The sequence below is a fragment of the Rhodococcus sp. KRD197 genome (assembly GCF_017168235.1).
Lineage (GTDB): Bacteria > Actinomycetota > Actinomycetes > Mycobacteriales > Mycobacteriaceae > Rhodococcoides.
This window is the reverse complement of record NZ_JABFAO010000016.1, coordinates 258,630-278,337: the sequence shown is the minus strand read 5'-3', so window position 1 is coordinate 278,337 and position 19,708 is coordinate 258,630. Positions and strand designations below refer to the sequence as shown.

Sequence of the window (19,708 nt, the reverse complement as noted above, 5' to 3'; positions counted from 1 at the left end):
CCCCTTCGAGCGACTCGTCGACGCCTTCGCACCCACACGCTCGACCGACCACTCACCCCTGTTCCAAGTCCTCCTCGAATTCCAGAACAACACCACCGCACACCTCGAACTCCCCGGACTCGACGTCCGAGGTCTCGAGTTCGACGCAGGCATCGCGAAGTTCGATCTGCAGCTGACCGTCGCCGAGAATCAAGCCGACAACGGCACTCCCGCAGGAATGTCCGTTGCCATCACCTACGCCACAGACCTGTTCGAGGAGTCGACGGTCCGCGAATTCGCTGATCGCTCCATCGCACTCGTAGACGCAGTGACATCGAATCCCGACGCAGCCGTCGGGGACATCGATGTACTGTTCGCAGCCGAGCTCGAAGCAATGCAGTCGCAGTGGAACCACCCGGGTACGACACCGGCGGCGGATACCTTGGTCGCCCGGTTCGAGTCAGCTGCAGCGCGGTTCTCGGAATCCACCGCGGTTACGTACGGCGACGAGTCTCTCACCTACGCCGAACTCAATGCGCGTGCCAATCAGCTTGCACGCATGCTCGTCTCGGTAGGCGTCGGACCGGAAAGCCTCGTTGCCGTGGCGATGCCGCGCAACGCACAGCTCGTCGTCGCTCTTCTCGCCGTACTCAAGGCCGGTGGCGGCTACCTCCCTGTCGACGTCACCTATCCGACAGACCGCCTGGCGTTCATGCTCGAGGACGCGCAACCGGTCTGTGTCGTGTCCACGGTGGCGGACGCAGCCTCGGTGCCGGCCGGAGATCTCGTGCAGATCCTCCTCGACGAGCCCCACACGGCCGAGGCTGTGGACGGACTCGCCTCGACCGACCTGACTCCGGCGGACCGACACGGTGACGCCGGCGCCGAATCCATCGCCTACGTCATCTACACCTCGGGAAGCACCGGTCGCCCCAAGGGCGTTCAGGTCAGCCACGCAACGGTCGCCACGCTGTTCGAGAACACCGTCGACAAATTCGGATTCGACGAGTCCGACGTGTGGACGATGTTCCACTCCTACGCATTCGACTTCTCGGTGTGGGAGCTGTGGGGACCACTGCTCTACGGCGGCAAGCTCGTCGTCGTCGATTACTACACGGCACGCTCGCCGGAGTTGTTCCGTGAGCTTCTCGTGGCCGAGCAGGTCACCGTGCTCAATCAGACGCCGACCGCGTTCTACCAGTTCGCCGAGGCCGACCGACACGCCCCGGCCGAGGCCGATCGTCTCGCCCTGCGCTACGTGATCTTCGGCGGTGAAGCGCTCGATCTAGGCCAGCTCGGACGCTGGTACACCCGTCACGCCGAGGACGCTCCGACGCTGGTGAACATGTACGGCATCACCGAAACCACGGTGCATGTCAGCTATCTGCCGCTCACCGCTGAGTTCGCGGCGTCGGCGTCGGCGTCCGTCATCGGGCAGGCAATTCCGGGGCTGACCGTCTCCGTCCGCGACAACCGGCTGCGGCTGGTTCCTCCCGGCGTCATCGGCGAGATGTACGTCTCGGGTGGCCAACTCTCGCGCGGATACCTCGGCCGCACCGGACTGACCTCGACGCGCTTCGTCGCCGATCCGGATGCGAACGGCACACGGATGTATCGAACCGGTGACACCGCACGCTGGAACCGCGACGGACAACTCGAATACCTCGGTCGCAGCGATATGCAGGTCCAGCTACACGGATTCCGCATCGAGCTGGGCGAGGTCGAGTCGGCGCTGCTCGGATGCGACGGTGTCGCGCAGTCTGTCGTGTCGGTGCGAGACGACGGTGCCGGTGAGAGGCTCGTCGGTTACCTCGTTCCCGAGGCGGGCCGAACTCTCGATACCACCGCGGTCCTCGACGAAGTCAGTGCGTCGTTGACGGCCTACATGGTGCCGGCAGCGCTGGTGGTACTCGCCGAGCTACCGCTGACCGCCAACGGCAAACTCGACCGCAAAGCTCTGCCCGCACCGGACTTCTCGGCTCGGGTGACGCAGAGCCGTCAACCTGCCAGTGCCGTCGAGGAAGCCCTTGCCGCACTGTTCGCCGAGGTGCTCGGCCTCGACAAGGTCGGCGTGGACGATTCGTTCTTCGCGCTCGGCGGCGACAGCATCATGTCGATTCAGCTGGTGTCGAGGGCGAAAGCTGCGGGCCTCGCCATCGCGCCACGTGATGTCTTCGAACGCAAGACCGTGGCAGGCCTCGCCGAGGTCGTCGCCATGGCCGAGGACACCGTGGCAGTGGTCCTCGAAGAGTTGCCAGGCGGGGGAGTCGGCGAACTGCCGTTGACCCCCATCGTCCAGTGGATGCTCGAGCGCAGCGAATCCTTCGGCCGCTACACCCAAACCGCGCTTCTCCAGTTGCCGACCGGCATCGAATCGCATGTCCTCGAACAGACGATCCAGGCCGTTCTCGACGCGCACGACATGTTCAGGGCACAGCTCCATCTGGACGAGCACGGTCAGTGGGTCGAGACCGTTGCTCCGACGGGAACGGTGTCCGCAGCCTCGGTGCTGCATCACGTCAGCGTCGAAAACGTCGCCGGTGACGAGTTCTCGGCGCGCGCCGCCGCGGAACTCGACGCGGCGGCCGACCGTCTCGACCCCTCGACCGGCCGCATGATCGAGATGGTCTGGTTCGAGGCGCCGTCGGGATCCGGTCGATTGCTGATCGTCGCCCACCACCTCGTCATCGACGGCGTCTCCTGGCGAATTCTCGTGCCGGATCTCGCCACGGCGTGGTCGCAGATCGTCGCCGGTGCGCAACCGACACTGGCCGAAACCGGAACATCCATGCGCCGCTGGGCAACCGGCCTGGTGGAGGTCGCGGCCGATCGCAGCGACGAGCTGGCCCTGTGGACCGACATGCTCTCGGGAGTGGACCCGGTCATCGGCTCGCGCGCTCTCGATCCCACAATCGACGTCGATGCCACGGTGGAGCGAATCAGGACGTCGTTGCCGGTCGAGGTGACCGAGCGACTCCTCACGACTGTCCCCGAGAAGTTCCACGGCAGCGTCAACGACGGATTGCTGGCCGGACTTGCTGTGGCGTTGACCGCCTGGCGCCGTGAGCGTGGAAGCGACGTCGACTCCGCGCTGGTCAGCCTCGAAGGTCACGGACGCGAGGACGCCGTCGTGCCCGGTGCGGACCTCTCGCGAACAGTCGGCTGGTTCACCACCATCTTCCCGGTACGCCTGGACATCTCCGGCATCGATATCGACGACGCGCTGCGCGGCGGGCGAGCAGCCGGCGAGACCGTCAAGGCCGTCAAGGAACAGTTGCTGGCCATCCCCGATCACGGGATCGGGTACGGACTTTCGCGGTACCTGACCGAGGAGGGCCGCTCGGTACTCGGCGGCTTTGCGCGCCCACAGGTGAGCTTCAACTACCTGGGTCGCTTCGCCACCGGATCCTCCGAGGGTATGGACGATGTCGGTTGGATCCCGGTATCGGACTCCACACTCGGCGACGCCCAGAACCCGGACATGCCGGTTCCGGCGTTGCTCGATATCAATGCCGTCACCAACACGACCTCGGCGGGCCCGGTTCTCGACGCCACGTTCGCCTTCCCGACAGGTGTGCTCACCGTGTCCGAGGTCGATCGCCTGGTCGAACTGTGGGTCTCGGCAATGACTGCCCTGACCGTGCACACGGACGCGCCGGAGGCGGGTGGCTACACGCCTTCCGACCTCGACCTCGTGGCCATCGACCAACAGACCATCTCCTCCCTCGAGGAGCAGTTCCCGCGCCTCGACGACGTGTGGTCGATGTCGCCGCTGCAGGCCGGCCTGCTGTTCCACGCGCGCTTGGCAGGCGAGGTGGACGAGCAGATCGATCTGGCGGCACGGGAAGACGGCGTCGATGCGTACATGGTGCAACTCGGGCTGGAGCTGCGCGGTGTCGTGGACGCGCAGCGGTTGCGGGCTGCCGCTCAGACGCTGCTCGATCGCCATCCCAATCTCCGGGCCGCGTTCGTCTCGGGCGCCAACGGTGAATCGCTGCAGGTCGTCCAGACAGGCGTCGAGGTTCCCTGGTCGGATGTGGACCTTCGCGGAGAACCCGACGTAGAGGCTGCCCTCGAGGCTGTTCTCGAGGCCGATCGGGCGACACGGTTCGTATTGGACCGCGCTCCGCTGCTGCGATTCACGCTCATTACCAAGGCCGACGGCGAGTGGCGCCTGTTGATGACCAACCACCACATCCTGCTCGACGGTTGGTCCACACCGCTGCTCATCAAGGAACTGCTGACGCTGTACGCGACGGCGGGCGATGATTCGATGTTGCCGCGCGTTCCCGCATACCGCGATTATCTTGCGTGGATGCATCGGCGCGACGCCGAACTCTCCCGCGCCGAATGGGTCAGAGCACTGTCCGGAGTCGAAGAGCCGACCCTGCTGTCGGACGGTGATCGTGGACGCCAACTGTCGACCAGCTCGGTCGAGACGACGTACTCGCTTTCTCGAGAGGTGACCGCATCGCTGCGTGATCTGGCGGCGCAGCGCGGGTCGACTCTCAACACGGTTGTGCAGAGCGCCTGGGGCGTTGTGCTTTCGGCTCTGACCGGACGCACTGACGTCGTGTTCGGTGCGACCGTCTCGGGCCGCCCGCCGGAGGTTCCGGGTATCGAGTCGATGATCGGTTTGTTCATCAACACGCTGCCGGTTCGGATCAGTCTGGATCCAGCCGAGCCCATCGGTGATCTCGTCGATCGGGTGCAGGCAGAGCAGGCGTCGCTACTCGATCACCACTACCTCGGTCTGACGGACATCCAACGCGCCGCGGGCAACGGCGTCTCGTTCGACACCCTGACCGTGTTCGAGTCGTACCCGGTCGATCGGGCCGGACTGTCCGAGGAGACGGATATCGCCGGCCTCAAGGTCGCCGACGTTCTGGGCACCGACGCGGCGCACTACCCGTTGACTCTGGTGGCGTCGGTGGACGATCAGCTGCACCTCAAGGCGAAGTACTTGCCGGATCTGTTCTCGCAGAACGAGATCGAGCGCATCATTGGGCGAGTGGTACGCGTCCTCGATGCCGTGGTTGCCGACGACCGCACACCGTTGGCGCAGGTCGACCTGCTCGGCGAAACAGAACGCGCTGATCTTGCGCCGGTGCGCGGACGGGAAGGTGGATCGACCCGGCTCCTGGCCCACGTCTTCGAGAGCGCAGCGCTCGCATCCGCGGGTCGAATCGCTCTGCGCTTGGGCGAGGAGTCGATCAGCTACGACGAACTCGATCGTCGCTCGAGCCGACTGGCGCGTGTGCTGTTGGCGCGCGGTGTGTCGGCAGAATCCTTCGTCGCACTCGGGCTCGCTCGCTCGATCGAATCAGTCGTGTCGGTGTGGGCGGTCGCCAAGACCGGAGCAGCGTTCGTGCCGATCGACCCGGGATACCCGCGGGACCGCATCGAGCACATGGTCGACGACTCCGGCGCACAGTTCGGCATCACGGTCAGCAATCATGTCGATGCGCTGCCACGGACACTGTCGGCCGGTGAAGCCTGGATCGTGCTCGACGACCCGGCCACCGCGCACGAACTCTCCGAGGTCTCGGCACAGCCACTCTCCGAGGACGAACGAGTAGCCGGTGTCGGTCTGCACAGTGCGGCGTACGCGATCTACACATCGGGATCGACTGGTTTGCCCAAGGGCGTCGTCGTCACGCACACCGGCCTCGAGAACTTCGCGAACGAACAGGCCGAGCGTTACCGGATCACGCCCGATTCCCGAACGCTGCATGTGTCCTCGCCGAGCTTCGACGCTTCGGTGCTCGAATACCTGCTCGCATTCGGCGTGGGCGCAACGATGGTCATCGTTCCGCCCACCGTGTACGGCGGCGACGAACTCCGCGAGATCCTGCTCGAGGAGGAGGTCACGCACGCATTCATTACGCCATCCGCGCTGGCTTCGGTCGATCCGTCGGGACTGGACGCCTTCCAACACGTCGTCGTCGGCGGCGAGGCGGTACCGGCAGAGTTGGTGTCCCGGTGGGCGCCGGGGCGGTATCTGTACAACGGTTACGGTCCGACGGAGGCGACGATCATGTCGAACATCTCCGATCCGCTCGTCGCCGGGTCGTCGTTGACCATCGGTGGGCCGGTCAGAGGTGTCCACGAAGTGGTTCTGGACGCTCGGATGCAACCGGTTCCCGTGGGTGTGCAGGGCGAGCTCTACCTCGCCGGTGCCGGATTGGCCCGGGGATATCACGCTCGGCCTTCGCTCACGTCGGAGCGGTTCGTCGCAGATCCGTTCGGAGCGCCGGGCGGACGGATGTATCGCACGGGTGACGTAGTTCGATGGACCGAGGACCACACCGTCGAGTACATCGGCCGCAGCGACTTCCAGGTCAAGGTCCGTGGATTCCGCATCGAGCTCGGGGAGATCGACGCGGTGCTGGCAGTGCATCACTCGGTCGACTTCGTCGCTACAGTCGGTGCCCAATCGCCGAGCGGCGCAACTGTTCTCGTTTCATATGTACGCGCCGCCAACGCTGGCGCGAGCATCGACCTGGGCGAGCTGACTGCGCATGCCGCAGCCAGCCTGCCGGGCCATATGGTGCCCTCCGAAATCGTCCAACTCGACGAGATCCCGCTGACTCCCGTCGGCAAACTCGATCGTCGCGCACTCCCAGCACCGGAATTCGGTTCGAGCGCAGGAGAATACGTTGCTCCGCGCACTGCTGCCGAGTCCGCTGTCGCCGAGGTCTTCGCCGAGACACTCGGCGTCGAGCAGGTGGGCGCACTCGATCACTTCTTCGACCGCGGCGGCGATTCACTGTCCGCCACGCGCGTCATCGCGCGGGTCAACTCTGTGCTCGGCACCGGTCTCGGTGTTCGCGCCATCTTCGAGGCACCTACCGTTGCGGGGCTGGCGGCTCTCGTCGGCAGTTCGACGGCCGCTGGGGCGACAACCGGTTCCGCCCGACCGGCGCTACGCGCCGAAGCAAGGCCGGAGCGCATTCCGCTCTCGCTCGCGCAGCAGCGTATGTGGTTCATCAACCGGTTCGATCCCGCGTCGCCCGCGTACAACGTGCCGCTCGTGGTGTCGCTGACCGGAACTCTCGATGTGTCTGCGCTGCGGTCGGCGGTGGCCGATCTGCTCGATCGCCACGAGTCTCTGCGCACGACGTTCCCATCCAACGGCGACGTTCCAGAGCAGCACATTCACGAGGCATCGGAGGTCATCCCCGACGTCGAGGTCGTGACGATCGACGACGCCGATCTACTCGGCTCCATCGGACGTTTCGCCGGCCGTGGATTCGACGTGACGAACGAGATCCCGATTCGACTCGCGTTGTACCGGGTGGGTGACGCGGACGAGACCAGGCACGTGCTCGCTGTGGTGGTTCATCACATCGCCGCGGACGGCGCCTCGATGGCTCCGCTGGCACGTGATGTGATGATCGCCTACTCCGCTCGCATCGCGGACACTGCGCCCGCGTGGCAGCCACTTGCCGTGCAGTACGCCGACTACACGCTGTGGCAGCGATCGCTCCTCGGCCGCGAGGACGATCACGAGAGCCTGGCCGGACGTCAGCTGCACTACTGGCAGACCTCGCTGCGCGGCGTGCCCGACCTGTTGCCATTGCCGACGGACCGACAGCGACCGACTACGCAGGATTTCAGCGGCGCTCGGGTGAAGTTCGAGATGAATGCGGATCTTCATCGCCGACTCGTCGAGTTCACACGCACTCGCAGCGCGACGATGTTCATGCTCGTGCACAGCGCTTTCGCCGCGACGCTGGCGAGACTGAGCGGGACCGATGACATCGCCATCACGACACCGGTGGCGGGTCGCGGAGAGGCCGCGCTCGACGATCTGATCGGCATGTTCGTCAATACCCTGGTGTTGCGCACCGTCGTGGACGGGGCCGAGAGCTTCGAGTCGTTGCTCGCTCGTGTGGTCGACGCCGATCTCGAAGCGTTCGACAACACCGACATTCCCTTCGAACGGGTTGTCGAGGTGGTCAATCCGCCGCGGTCGACGTCGTACGCACCGCTCTCACAGGTGGCGCTGTCGTTCCAGAACAACACGAAGGCTCGTCTCGAGTTGCCGGATCTGACTGTCGAGGGATTCGACTTCGACGTCCCGGTCGCCAAACAGGACCTGCAGCTGTTGCTGTCGGAGAACTTCGACGAGGCCGGCGAGCCGGCAGGTATCGAAGGTGCCTTGGACTATGCAACGGCGCTGTTCGATCCATCGACGGTGCAGTCGTTCGCCGACCGATTCGTTCGAATCCTCAGTACTGTCGTTCTCGATCCGACATCCCCCGTGGGCGACGTCGACGTGCTCGGCGCCGACGAGCTCCCGGTTCTGGCACCGGCTCGCGGCGAGGAGGGGAATGCGCCGCAGACGTGGCCGCACATCCTGGCGATCGCCGCTGCCGCCAACCCCGACGGCATTGCCGTCGAGTTCGGCGACGTCGGTCTGACGTATCGAGACCTCGACGCGTGGTCGACACGGATCGCACGCATGTTGATCGATTTCGGGGTCGGGCCCGAGACGTTCGTCGCGCTCGCGCTCCCGCGGTCGATCGAGTCGATTCTGTCGATCTGGTCGGTGGCGAAAACCGGTGCAGCATTCCTTCCTGTGGATCCGAACTACCCGTCGGATCGCATCGCCCACATGCTCGACGACTCACAGGCACCCATCGGACTGACCGTGCTCGATCACCGGGATTCGCTGCCCGACACAATCACCTGGCTGGTACTCGACGACGAGGATTTCACCAGGGACGTCAAGCGCTACCCGACCGACACGATCACCGACGCCGACCGCACGGCGACGTTGCACCTCGACCATCCCGCATACCTGATCTACACCTCGGGGTCCACGGGACGCCCGAAGGGGGTCGCAGTCCGACATCGCGGACTCGCCTATCTCGAGGACGAAGTGACGGCTCGGTTCCACCCGACGCGCGAGTCGAGGATCTCGCACCTCGCATCACCGAGCTTCGACGCGTCGATCTACGAACTGACGATGGCATTCGGTGTCGGCGCCACCGTGGTGGTCGTACCACCGGGCGTCTTCGGCGGCGATGAGTTGGCCGAGCTCCTCGAGCGGTCTCATGTCACGCATGCGTTCATGACGCCGGCAGCTCTCGCGTCCATCGACGGTCATCGGCTCCCCGACGTGGGAGTTCTCGCGTTGGGCGGCGAGGCATGCACGCCTGAGTTGGTCGGCCGATGGGCACCGGGCCGGATGATGTTCAACGGGTACGGACCGACAGAGACAACCATCCAGGCGAGCGTCAGTGACCCGCTGGCTCCGGGCAAGGTCGTCGACGTCGGACGTCCAGCCATCGGGTTCCGCTTCCTCGTTCTCGACGCCCGGCTGCGTCCGGTACCGGTGGGAGTGCCGGGCGAGCTGTACATCGCCGGACCGGGCACCGCACGCGGCTACCTGGACCGGTTCGCGTTGACCTCGGAGCGTTTCGTCGCCGACCCGTACGGCGAGCCGGGCGAACGCATGTACCGGACCGGCGACGTGGTGCGGTGGACCGCCGATCACACCATCGAGTTCGTCGGGCGCAGTGACTTCCAAGTCAAGGTTCGCGGTTTCCGAATCGAACTCGGCGAGATCGACTCCGTGCTCACCGACCACGACGCGCTGAGCTTCGCTGCGACAGTCGGGCACACCGCGCCGTCCGGGGACACCGTGCTCGTGTCTTACGTGCGAGTTGCCGAAGGTTGTTCGGTCGACTCCTCGGAGCTGACCGAGCATGTGGCCGCGGTGTTGCCGCGTCATATGGTGCCGACGGCGATCGTGATGCTCGACGAGATTCCGCTGACACCCGTCGGCAAGCTCGATCGCCGTGCATTGCCGGTGCCGGAACTCGCCACCAGCACCGCGGCGTACCGCGCACCGTCCACCGCGACCGAGCACGCGGTCGTCGAGGTCTTCGCCGACATACTCGGAGTGGAACTGGTCGGCGTCGACGACAACTTCTTCGACCTGGGCGGTACCTCACTCGTCGCGACACGGGTGGTGCCCGCGCTCGAGACGGCCACCGGGGTGCGGGTGCCGTTGCAGTCGCTGTTCCTCGATCCGACGGCCGCAGGCTTGGCGGCGCGTATCGACGGTGGCGACGCGGACGCTGCGGCAGGTCTGACCAGCACCTTCGGGGTGGTGATTCCGCTTCGCGCGGAGGGTACGGCAAGTCCGCTGTTCTGCATTCATCCCGGAATCGGCTTGTCCTGGGGTTATGCCGGCATCGTTCGCCACGTGGCCGAGGACCGGCCGGTGTACGGCATACAATTGCCGAGCATTTCCGAGGGTGGAACATTCGACTCGATCCAGGCTCTGGCGAGCCGGTATGCAGCAGAGATCCGCCGTGTGCAGCCGAATGGTCCGTACAACGTGCTCGGCTGGTCGCTGGGTGGGGCCATTGCACACGCGGTGGCGGTGGAGCTACGTCGGGCGGGTGAGAAGGTCGATTCGCTGACCATCATGGACAGTTATGTCGATAGTTCCGATGCAATGCCGCAGGGCAAGCTCAGTGTCGAGGAGCTACTGGCAGGGCTGGGCCTCGACGTCACCGGTGCGACCGGGGGAGCGCCGCTGACGTACGAGGGCGCCGTCGAGTTGCTGGACACCTCGTTCGGGCAGCAGACGGGTCTGACGCCGGGGCATCTCGAACGCATCAACGACGGCTTTGCGAATTCGACGGCCATCATGAGCAGTTTCGAGCCCGACGTATTCGACGGCGATATTCTGTTCTTCGCGGCAGCAAAGGGGTCCGGCGACGGAATTAGGCGTGATCCGGAAAAATGGAATGAATTCGTGACCGGAAAGCTTGCGATTCGTTCGATCGATTGTGCGCACAATCAAATGATCGAACCCGAGGTTCTCGCCGAAATCGGAACCGCACTCGAGAACTATCTTTCGACATGATGTTTCTGCAATGTGAAACCGTCAGCCAGGGATATCATTGGCCTGAAAATGCACCTGTTCGTTCGCCTACGGTCTGGGGATGCCTGTGAGAAAAATGAAGTCAGTGACAACGATGGCAGCCACGGTGCTGGCGGCTGCCTCGGTGACCGTCGCAGTGGGTGGGGGAACCGCAGCTGCCGAGCCGGCAGAGTCGATCGGCTACCAGACCACCGTCGAACTGGACGGTTCGACGAAGACCGTGCTCGATGCAGGTGCGTTCCGCATCGACACCACAGCCGACACGGTCTCCGTCGTCGGTGATTCCGGGGCCGTGTTGGCAACACTGCCGCTGACCTACTCACTGAACGGCGCCACTTACTCCATCGCGCCGCTGCTCGAGGGCGATCGGGAATTGCTTCTGACACCTCAGCCCGCGGCGCTACTCACCGAGGTCGCCGAACCTGTCAGCAAGCAGGCCGCATTCGACAACATGATCAACCAGCTCGCGATCGGCTACACCAACGGCGGTGCCATCGGCACAGCGGTCGGCGCTGGCTTGGGCTTCGCGATCGGATGTGTGTCGATCTTCCCGAACTTCATCTCCGGCTGCATCATTGGAACGGCTATCGGCGCGGTTGCAGGCACGATCATCGGTACTGCGAATGCCAACCCCGAGGTTCAGCCCGCAGTGTTCGAGTACTTCACCACGCCCTGACCGATCCTGTCGGCGTGTGAGCCGGAAGGACACCTCGGTGTCCTTCCGGCTCTCGCCGTTCTGTTGCTGGTTCTCGCGATCGCTAGTTGTCGCGGTTGCGCGCACGTGTCGGTGCGGCGAGGGCTCGTCGCATCGACACGGCCTTGACCATCGTCTCCTCGAATTCTTCTTCGGGATCCGACATTGCGACGATGGCACCGCCGACTCCGAAGGTCACCTCGTGCTCGGTGGCAACGATGGTGCGGATGACGATGGAGAAGTCGGCTGTTCCGGTGAGCGAGAAGTAGCCGATCGCCCCCGAATACACTCCGCGAGGGCCGTCTTCGAGTTTGTCGATGATGGCCATCGTACGAAGTTTGGGTGCACCGGTCATCGATCCGCCGGGAAATGCGGCGCTGATGCAGCCCACTGCGGACGCGTCGTCTCGAAGCCGTCCGCGGACCGTGGATACCAGCTGGTGAACGGGCGCGTAGGTCTCGACGTCGAACAATTTCGGCACGTGCACCGATCCCGGCACGCATACTCGCGCAAGGTCGTTGCGCACCAGGTCGACGATCATAAGATTTTCGGCTTTGTCTTTTTCGTTGCCGACCAGGTCAGCGCGAAGTTTCGCATCCTCTTCAGCTGTGGCGCCGCGGGGACGAGTGCCCTTGATCGGCTTGGATTCGACGACGCGGTCGGCGTCGATGCGCAAGAACCGCTCCGGTGATGCACTGCAGATGGACAGGTCGGTGAAGCCCAGGTAGGCGCTGTACGGTGTCGGATTGATCTCGCGTAGCGTCGAATACGTCGAGAACGCGTCGATGGATCCGGGGAAGGTGGCGGTGTTGGTCAAGCACACCTCGTAGGTTTCACCCGATCGGATCTCGGCAAGGCATTGCTCGATCAGCCCAAGGTACTTCTCACGCTCGTGTCGCAGCGGCAAGTCCGCCTCGAAATACGGTGCGAGAAGCGGCCTTTCCTGAGGAGGAGGCGCCTGAACGCCATCGCGCAACGCCTCGAGCGAGTCGACGACGGTATCGAACCACGCTGCTGTCACCGGATCCGCATGATCGACGACCAGTGCCATGACATAACACGTTCCGGATTCGTGGTCGAACACGAGCGCGCGGTCGGCGAACACCATCGAGGCATCCGGCGTCGCTGCCGTGTGTACCAATTGCCCACCGACGTCCGCTTTCAGCTCGTAGCCGAGGTATCCCACGTAGCCCAGCGAGAACGCGAAGGGCAGATCATGGCGCGGGGGAGTGGCACGCTCCTTCAGCTGACGATCCAGGTAGTCGAAGAACGTCGATTCCTCCGATACGAGGGAGCCGTCGGCGCGATGGATATCCACACGCCTCTCGGCGACCCGATAGGTGACGTATTCCGCGAGCGGACCCGAGCAATCACCCATGATGGTGAAACGAGAGTTCGGTTCCACCGCCGCGCTCCCGTCGAGCCAGAAACTGTTCGGACCGGCAGCGAACAGTGTCCCGAACACCTGCTCTGTATCGAACTCACCGACCACAGAGCGTGTCTCGATGAAATACGGCGATTGCGACGGTGCGGGGCCGGCCGTCGAGGTCACTCTGGTCAGGTCACGAAAGTTCGACAGCAGCTCTCGACCGTACTCGGTGCTGATCGACTCGGGATGGAATTGCACGCCCCACATGGGTCGGCTGCGGTGCCGGACGGCCATGACGATGCCGTCCTCGGTCCACGCGCAGGGCTCGAGCTCGTCGGGCAAGGAGACTGCGGTGAGCGAGTGGTAGCGCACAACCGTATGCGGCGAAGGAATTCCCGCGAAAAGGTGTTCACCGGTGTGGGAGATTTCGGAGAGGCGGCCGTGCATCGGCACGGGGGCCAGATCCACGTTGCCCCCGAGCAGATGGCACATGGCCTGGTGCCCGAGGCACACACCCAGAATCGGAATATCTGTTTCCATGATCGCGCGGGCGCTGATCCCCAGGTCGCGGGCTGTGCGAGGACTGCCAGGCCCCGGCGAGACGACGATGTTGTCGAAACTGTCGATATCGAGCGAAGCCCAGTCGACGTCGTTCGCAACCACAGTGGGTTCGACCCCGTTGACCTCGCACAGCAGGCTGTAGAGGTTGTAGGTGAATGAGTCGTAATTGTCGATGAGCAGCGTGCGTACAGCCATTACGGTCACCTACCTGCGATCGCCCGCGGTCGATTCAGCGTCGATAATGAGGTCCTCGACGCGGCATGCTTCGCCGATGAGGAGGTCGTAGAGCGCAGCGAGGAAGTCTTCGGACATGTTGTGAGCGCGGGCGAATTCGCGCGCACGCTCCTGTACCACCCCAACCCGTCCGGGCTGCATCATGGGAATGTCGAACTCACGCTTGACCGACGCCACACGCGTGCAGACGTCGATTCTCTCGCGGACGCTCTCGAGCAAACGACGATCGATGGCGTCTAGCTCTCGACGCAGGGAGGACAACTGATTCTCGGACTGTTCGCTCACGTGCAGTGGCCCCCTCGTTGTGCAATCCACATAGTGCTTGTCGTGCTCAAAGGTGCTGACGAATTCATCGCATGTTCACGGTGAATTGTTACCAAACGTGCCCACCGAACATGATCCACAATAGTTGCATTGAGACCCCACCTTCGTCATCTCGGCGAAGGGCTTTGCACAATTTTTTTTACGGCACCGTCTGCCGCATTGAAAAAGGAACCGGAAGTTCGAAAAGGAATAAAAAACTGCGCCGGACGATTGTTTCAATCGTCCGGCGCAGTCGTGAAGTCGGCGGGGTTCAGGCTCCGCGCCGCTTGACCTTCAGCAGGTCCATTCTTTCCTTGAGCAGTTCTTCGAGCTCCTCGACCGAACGGCGTTCGAGCAGCATGTCCCAGTGGGTACGCGGAGGCTTGACTTTCTTCGCTTCCGGCGCGGTGCCCTCGATCAGTGAGCCCTCGAGGCCGTTGCGGCACTGCCAGGTGCCGGGGATCTCCGCCTCGTCTGCGAAAGGAACATCGAACTCTTCGCCGTTGTCGCAGCGGTAGCGCGCGGCGCGCCGCGGCGCGAGGTCGTGGTCGCGGTCGGTTTCGTAGCTGACGGCACCGAGCCGGCTACCCCGTAGAACGCGATCTGCCATTGTGAAGTCCTCTCCCTCGATAATGCATGTCCGCCGTCAGACCCGTGGATCGCTCCTCGGTTCCGCTGGTGTGCAGCGCGCCGACTAACCGCGCGAACTGCACTTCCTACACGACTGTCCAACGCTTCGCCGACATGATTCGTTCCCGACGCATCTCGGCGACACGGATGGTTCCGCGCACACGTGCGTTCATTCTAACGCCATGCACCCGTAGTCTCGAGACCATGTCGGTGATGTCGCGTCGGGTTCACGCATGTGCATGGTGCGGGCGGGAGGTACCGGAGGCCGGAATGGGTCGTCGGCGCCGTTACTGCAGGCAATCGTGCCGTCAACGGGCCTACGAGCACAGGACAGCGGTGAAGGGGACTTCGATTCCGGAGAACGCCGTCGTACTCTCCGCGGACGAGGCCTCAGCACTCATGGACCGCGCGTTCGAGGTCAGGTGCGCAGCGGAAGACGTAGCCACAGCCGTGTCCGAGGGCGCGGACACAGCCGAGCTGGAGCGTCTGTGCCACGACATGGTGACCCGTGCGAGAGATGCCGAACGACTGCGCTGAGTTGCCGACGCATGCTCGGGGGTGACGTCACGGGGGAGTGCTCACATCCGGTTCGACAGGGGTGTGGCGAATGACCCTCGCCGGGGATCCAGCAGCGACTACGTGGTCGGGAATATCGTGCAACACCACACTCCCGGCACCGATGACCGTGTTGCGCCCGATCGAGACGCCGGCGCCGACTGTCACAGAGGCTCCGAGCCAAACATTTTCACCGATGTGGATCGGGGCAGCACGTTCCCATCCTTCGCGGCGTCGACGATGATCGTCGACCGGGTGCAGCGCCGTCATCAGCTGCACACCTGGGCCGATCCTGACGTGCGCACCGATCGTGATGGGCGCATCGTCCATGAGAAACCCATCGGCATTGATGAACGTATCGTCTCCGAGACGAATGTTGCAGCCGTAGCTGCATCGGAATCGCGGCACAACCAGGGCCCCTTCGCCAACCACGCCAAGAAGTTCCGTGAGAACCTGCGTCCGAACCTTTTCGTCGTCGGCGGCGGCAGCATTGAACGAATCTAGCTTCCGCCGACATTCGAGACGCAGCTGACGCAGCTCGTCGTCATCGAGGTACCAGTCACCACGAGCAAGACGATTCGCCTGGGACTCATCCGTCACGAGCTTGTGGACGTGTCTGCGGTGTCCATCTGTTCGACAAGCACGAGCGACAGAAAGTTCATCGGCCCGGAGTCTTCGAACTTGTCGCTCACGTCGCCGGCGATACCACCCTCCAGCGTCAGCTTGCTCTGCAGGTCGAGCTTGAGCTGCGGGCTGCCCTCGCTGAAGTCGAGGTCGGCCAGATCCACCCACACGATGTTGGGTTGAGTGGTCGACTCGTAGACGTATCGCTTGTTGGTCAAATCCACCACCACTTGCCAAATCGTCTGCGAGGCATCGGGCTTGCCCGGGTCTGGGATACGGAAGGGCTGTGCAGTGTTGCGCATGACGCTGAACATGCTCGCGATTGCTTCGACCTTGCTTTTCGGTTTGGGAAGTCGCTGCGCGTAGTAGGCGGCGCGCGCGAAGCGGGCCTCGGCCAGTGTGCTTCCGGGCAGCGGCTGGTCGCCACCGAGACCCTCCCAGCGCTCGAGTAGTTCGAGCTGCTCGCTGTAAGGCGGTGAGTTGGTCATCACGCGGTCGTCGGCGCTGTGGTGAACATGTGGCTGGCCGTCGAAGTACTCGATGATCGCCGAATCACCGGTAGCGTCATCGAGCGCGAGGTGAATGGTCGGAGGGTTGCCACCGGTCGGATCTGGCATCTGCACGACCTGGACGTTGGTGTCATTGATCCAGTCGACGGCCTCGGCGACGGTCGCAAAGTTGTCGAGGAAATACTGCAGCCAGACAGCCTGACTCAGCGCGGTACGGCTCTCGTCGTACTCGCCGTAGGTGGATTCCGCCAACCACAACACGTGCCCACTGAGCCCGGCCTCGTTCAAGCCGTCGACCGAGATGAGGTCGAACGACGCGACTATCAAGCTGCCATATTTCGAGGTCCAAGTCAGCGTGCCCTTGACTCCGTCGTCTCGAGAAATCCCCCGAGGCTGCGTCCACATGTTGGTCGCCAAATCCTTGTGGAAGTCCATATTCCGGCCGACCAGCACGGAACCGTTGGCATCGGGCCACATCACGCGAGTGCACATCGTCGGAAGACCCCTAATCTGGTGACGCGTGACGTCGCACGCGAGTGGATGTCAAGTTCGAACTGTAGTCCATCTTGTTGGTCTCAACAGACCGTTTCCCCTTCTTTTCGAAGCGCGCTCGAAGGTCTCGGGGGAGTCGCCGGGAGGACCAATGTCTACCGCATGCTCCTCCTGCAGAACCGGGCCCGTGTTTCGACGAAACACGCGAAATCCGTTCTGTGCTAGGTATTTCGATCTACCAATAACGATCGCGACGAGTTGTACCCGAAGGTCACCGAGCAACAGGTTGAGCCTGAGCAGGTCGCCGCCACGAGATGCCCGACTCGGCCCCGACGATCACCGCAACCACAGCGGCAAGGATGCACAGCGCAAGAATTTGGATGGCTGCTGTGTCGACTTCACCCTTGCGTCGGCACCGATCGACCTGCAACTGTTGGAACCATGGTGAGCCGGGTAGTGCATTTCGATGTCCCCATCGATGACCCTGGACGGGCGGGCGCCTTCTACCGCGACGTATTCGACTGGAATGTCGAACAATGGGGGCCGAGCGCTTACTGGTTGATGACGACGGGCCAGGAGGGTGGCCCCGGCGCCGAGGGCGCGCTGGCACCGCGGGCGGACAACCCGGAAGGCGTAGTTGTCTACATCTCGGTTGAGGAGATAGACGTTGCTCTCGATAACATCAAGAAGGCGGGCGGAACGCCGGTGACTGCAAAGGTGCCGATACCCAATACCGGCTGGTCCGCGCATTTTCGCGACAGCGAGGGCAACCTGATGGGATTGTTCCAAGCCGATCCGACAGTCCAGCTCCATGGAGACGATCCCATCAGCTGAAGCCTGGTCGAAGGCGTCAGATTCGCGGTGCAGGCACTATTCAGCGGTATGCCGTGTCGTTGTGACCCCGAATTCGCTTGCGGCTGCTTTTCACGCGATACATCTCGGCGTCGGCCAATCTGAGCGCGTCGCGCACCGACTGCTGTTCATCGTCTCCGGCCGAGATGTCTACAGTGGCCGCACCGACACTGACGGTGAGTCCAGAGATCATCCGAGCACTCGCGACGTTCGACACGAGCTCATCACTGCGAACGGCGATATCCGCGGGTTGGCCGATCGAGACGCACGCAAACTCGTCGCCTCCGAGGCGAGCGACAACCCACCGGTTGACGGCGAGCGCACGCAGGTGTTGGGCCAGGTCGACGAGCACTGCGTCGCCAGTGTGATGTCCGTAGGTGTCGTTGACGCCTTTCATCCCATCTACGTCGATGGCGACGGCGCACAGGACGGTCGGTTCGATTCTCTGCATCGTCACGGTGATCGCAGTGACCGCAGCAAACAACCCGCGTCGGTTGTGCAAACCGGTCAGAGAATCCACCAGGGATTCGCGCGCACGTGATCGGAGTTCCCTCACGTAGACCATCAAGATGAGCGGTGCCGAGAACATCAACAGCATGGTCAGACTGTGAGCGGCGACGACCCATCCGCTGGCGGCGTCGGAGTGGACAGTCATCAACGCCACGACGCCGAGAACGACGGCGCTGTACAGCATGTGAAGGAGGCAGGGGAGGAGCGGCACCGCCACCACGGCCAGAGTGGTAACCACCGCGAACAGCACCGTTCCGCCGATCGCCGTTATTTCGGTATCTTTCAGAAGGAGACACACAGTGATCGACACGTCCGAGTAGACGATGAACGCAATCAGCCAACGAGGGCGCGCTGAGCAGTCCGATTGCGCCGATCGCCAGCACACCCAGACCCACAAAGAACTGTGTGACACGGGTACGACGCACATTGAGGTCCAAGAGCCCGGAGGCAGGGACCGAACCGCCCCGATACCGAGGCATGGAAGATCCCAATGTGGAGAATCGGGAACGCACGGCGAACATCGAAAACCTCTGGATGGAAAGTTGGGCCACAAGCACTGGCTGACTCGGAGCGTAACGGGCCGCACGACGTTTGCATCGGCGAATACTCGACCAACTTACTGGTTCTTGACGCTGTACATTCGATAAACCCGACCGTCTTTCGTCACTGTGACGAATTGCAGTCGAGTTTGCGGCGGCTATGCCGGGTGAGGCCGTGAGGCTCGGAGCCGATCGCGCCTTCGGCTGGGGGTCAGACTTTCGGCCGGTCCGCTGGCGGCACTCAATGCCTACGCTGAGGGGGTGAGCAATCCACTGCGGTCCCTGCTGGAGGAACCCCGGCCCTCGGCCCCACCGGTTCGGGTATGGCGGGACTGGGCGCTGCTGGCGTTAGTGACGGTCCCCGGGGTGCTGGAGGTTGTCCTGCGTGAGGACATGCCGCTACCGGGGCTGTCGGTGGTGCTGACGGTCGGACTGGCGCCGCTGCTGCTATGGCGACGTACCCACCCGCTCGCAGCGGTCGCGACCGCCTTCGGCGTGGTCGCTGTCGTCGACATCGTCTGCAGGGTGCGCGCCGACACACCCAGAGACATGGACCAACGGATGAACTTGCTGGCTGCCAATTCGTCACTGTGACGTTTTAGGCGGGTCGGCCAGGCGGAGGGCAGGCCGGCGCGGAATTCGCAGGCAGGCCCAAGCAAGCCAGCATCAGCATCTCGTCACCTACAACGGGATCATCCATTATGTGATTGAAACTTACGTCAAGCTGCTGCGACAGCCAATGACCACACAGAGTCAATGACCACACAGCCGCCGATGGATGAAACGGGGCGACCAAGCGCCAGCTGCGCCGACGTAGCCATCGCTCAGAGGTGCGAGTCCTTGCATCCAATGCAACTTGCATTGGGATTGATTGCCGATAATCTACATTATGTCAGTTCGGTTCCAGATAGTGCATCGGAAACCAGCACATCATGATTCGGCGACGACGTA

Annotated in this window: 11 protein-coding genes; 5 read left to right on the top strand and 6 right to left on the bottom strand. The window is 63.5% G+C overall.

Features of this window, described 5'->3' with window-relative positions:
• Together J1M86_RS23170 and J1M86_RS23165 are read left to right on the top strand one after the other, a co-directional pair.
• Positions 1–10,867: amino acid adenylation domain-containing protein (locus J1M86_RS23170; RefSeq protein WP_206511507.1), on the top strand; the 10,867-nt coding region annotated here is incomplete at its 5' end.
• Between the two features lie 94 nt (positions 10,868–10,961).
• On the top strand, positions 10,962–11,561 hold the full coding sequence (locus tag J1M86_RS23165) for a hypothetical protein (protein ID WP_230558194.1): 600 nt from the start codon (positions 10,962–10,964) through the stop codon (positions 11,559–11,561).
• A gap of 82 nt (positions 11,562–11,643) precedes the next feature.
• Here the strand turns inward: J1M86_RS23165 and pabB are convergent, their stop codons facing one another.
• The 3 genes from pabB to J1M86_RS23150 all read right to left on the bottom strand — a co-directional run bounded on the left by pabB (position 11,644) and on the right by J1M86_RS23150 (position 14,656).
• Complete coding sequence (gene pabB, locus J1M86_RS23160) at positions 11,644–13,704, bottom strand: aminodeoxychorismate synthase component I (protein WP_206511506.1); 2,061 nt, start codon at positions 13,702–13,704, stop codon at positions 11,644–11,646.
• Positions 13,705–13,713: 9 nt separating this feature from the next.
• Positions 13,714–14,028 (bottom strand): chorismate mutase, encoded by a 315-nt coding sequence (locus J1M86_RS23155; protein WP_075839937.1) that lies wholly within the window; start codon positions 14,026–14,028, stop codon positions 13,714–13,716.
• Between the two features lie 289 nt (positions 14,029–14,317).
• Positions 14,318–14,656: an RNA polymerase-binding protein RbpA gene (locus J1M86_RS23150; RefSeq protein ID WP_075839938.1), complete on the bottom strand. Its 339-nt coding sequence runs from the start codon at positions 14,654–14,656 to the stop codon at positions 14,318–14,320.
• A gap of 233 nt (positions 14,657–14,889) precedes the next feature.
• On the opposite strand from J1M86_RS23150, the gene J1M86_RS23145 reads away from it, so the two are divergent.
• Positions 14,890–15,213 carry a hypothetical protein gene (locus J1M86_RS23145; RefSeq protein ID WP_187346787.1) on the top strand — a complete coding sequence of 108 codons (324 nt, stop codon included), beginning with the start codon at positions 14,890–14,892 and terminating at the stop codon, positions 15,211–15,213.
• 27 nt (positions 15,214–15,240) lie between these two features.
• Here the strand turns inward: J1M86_RS23145 and J1M86_RS23140 are convergent, their stop codons facing one another.
• On the bottom strand, positions 15,241–15,831 hold the full coding sequence (locus tag J1M86_RS23140) for a sugar O-acetyltransferase (RefSeq protein WP_206511505.1): 591 nt from the start codon (positions 15,829–15,831) through the stop codon (positions 15,241–15,243).
• Positions 15,828–16,856, bottom strand: coding sequence for a linear amide C-N hydrolase (locus J1M86_RS23135; RefSeq protein WP_206511504.1), 1,029 nt, complete (start codon positions 16,854–16,856; stop codon positions 15,828–15,830). Before J1M86_RS23135 ends, J1M86_RS23140 begins: the two co-directional genes overlap by 4 nt.
• A 441-nt stretch (positions 16,857–17,297) precedes the next feature.
• On the opposite strand from J1M86_RS23135, the gene J1M86_RS23130 reads away from it, so the two are divergent.
• On the top strand, positions 17,298–17,690 hold the full coding sequence (locus J1M86_RS23130) for a VOC family protein (protein ID WP_206511503.1): 393 nt from the start codon (positions 17,298–17,300) through the stop codon (positions 17,688–17,690).
• A gap of 40 nt (positions 17,691–17,730) precedes the next feature.
• Here the strand turns inward: J1M86_RS23130 and J1M86_RS23125 are convergent, their stop codons facing one another.
• On the bottom strand, positions 17,731–18,528 hold the full coding sequence (locus J1M86_RS23125; protein ID WP_206511502.1) for a GGDEF domain-containing protein: 798 nt from the start codon (positions 18,526–18,528) through the stop codon (positions 17,731–17,733).
• 490 nt (positions 18,529–19,018) lie between these two features.
• Here J1M86_RS23125 and J1M86_RS23120 point away from each other — a divergent pair, with 490 nt between their 5' ends.
• Positions 19,019–19,351, top strand: a complete 333-nt coding sequence (locus J1M86_RS23120; RefSeq protein ID WP_206511501.1) for a hypothetical protein — start codon at positions 19,019–19,021, stop codon at positions 19,349–19,351.
• Positions 19,352–19,708: the final 357 nt, after the last annotated feature.

Coding starts and splice junctions, on each gene's coding strand:
- J1M86_RS23165 (WP_230558194.1), top strand. CDS start 10,962: ATGAAGTCAGTGACAACGATGGCAGCCACGGTGCTGGCGGCTGCCTCG.
- pabB (WP_206511506.1), bottom strand. CDS start 13,704: ATGGCTGTACGCACGCTGCTCATCGACAATTACGACTCATTCACCTAC.
- J1M86_RS23150 (WP_075839938.1), bottom strand. CDS start 14,656: ATGGCAGATCGCGTTCTACGGGGTAGCCGGCTCGGTGCCGTCAGCTAC.
- J1M86_RS23145 (WP_187346787.1), top strand. CDS start 14,890: ATGTCGCGTCGGGTTCACGCATGTGCATGGTGCGGGCGGGAGGTACCG.
- J1M86_RS23135 (WP_206511504.1), bottom strand. CDS start 16,856: ATGTGCACTCGCGTGATGTGGCCCGATGCCAACGGTTCCGTGCTGGTC.
- J1M86_RS23130 (WP_206511503.1), top strand. CDS start 17,298: ATGGTGAGCCGGGTAGTGCATTTCGATGTCCCCATCGATGACCCTGGA.